Origin of the sequence: Mesorhizobium sp. M7A.F.Ca.CA.002.09.1.1 (genome assembly GCF_003998555.1) — a bacterium.
GTDB classification, from domain to species: domain Bacteria; phylum Pseudomonadota; class Alphaproteobacteria; order Rhizobiales; family Rhizobiaceae; genus Mesorhizobium; species Mesorhizobium ciceri.
In genome coordinates, this window is record NZ_RZRR01001599.1 from 1 (window position 1) to 469 (window position 469).

Genomic DNA, 469 nt, shown 5'->3' on the forward strand with positions numbered 1-469 from the left:
GGCGATACGACTTCGATGATCTCGGACACCTGCGCGACATCGAGGAGCGCAGCCACGCGCGGCGCGACATTCTTGCCCGACGAGGTCGCCGGCGCGATGATGGTGTCGTAGGCGCCCGCCAGCGACACAATGAGCGCTGCCGTCGGTTCGGCCAGGCGCTCGGCAAGCTCGTCGGCCTCGGCCAACAGCACCTTGCTCACGCCCTTCAGCTTGGCGGCAGCGTCGGCTGCCGGCTTGGCGCCCTTGCCGGCAACCAGCACATGCACGTCCGAGCCGATCTGCAGCGCGGCCGACAGCGCCTTGGCGGTCTGGTCGGAAAGGGTTGCGTTGTCGTGTTCTGCAATCAGAAGAATAGCCATTGATGATATTCCTGACTTTCGTCTTCGCGGCTCCCTGAAATCCGGTCAGGCCGAGTCGAAAACGGTTGGTTTCGAGAACCGGAGCGGAGCGTACTTCTGTACGTGAGCAC

At 63.8% G+C, this 469-nt stretch carries 1 pseudogene; it reads right to left on the bottom strand.

The features are described from left to right. Positions 1 to 359 (bottom strand): annotated as a pseudogene (locus tag EN994_RS34875) (electron transfer flavoprotein subunit alpha/FixB family protein); the annotation flags it as partial. Positions 360 to 469 lie beyond the last annotated feature (110 nt).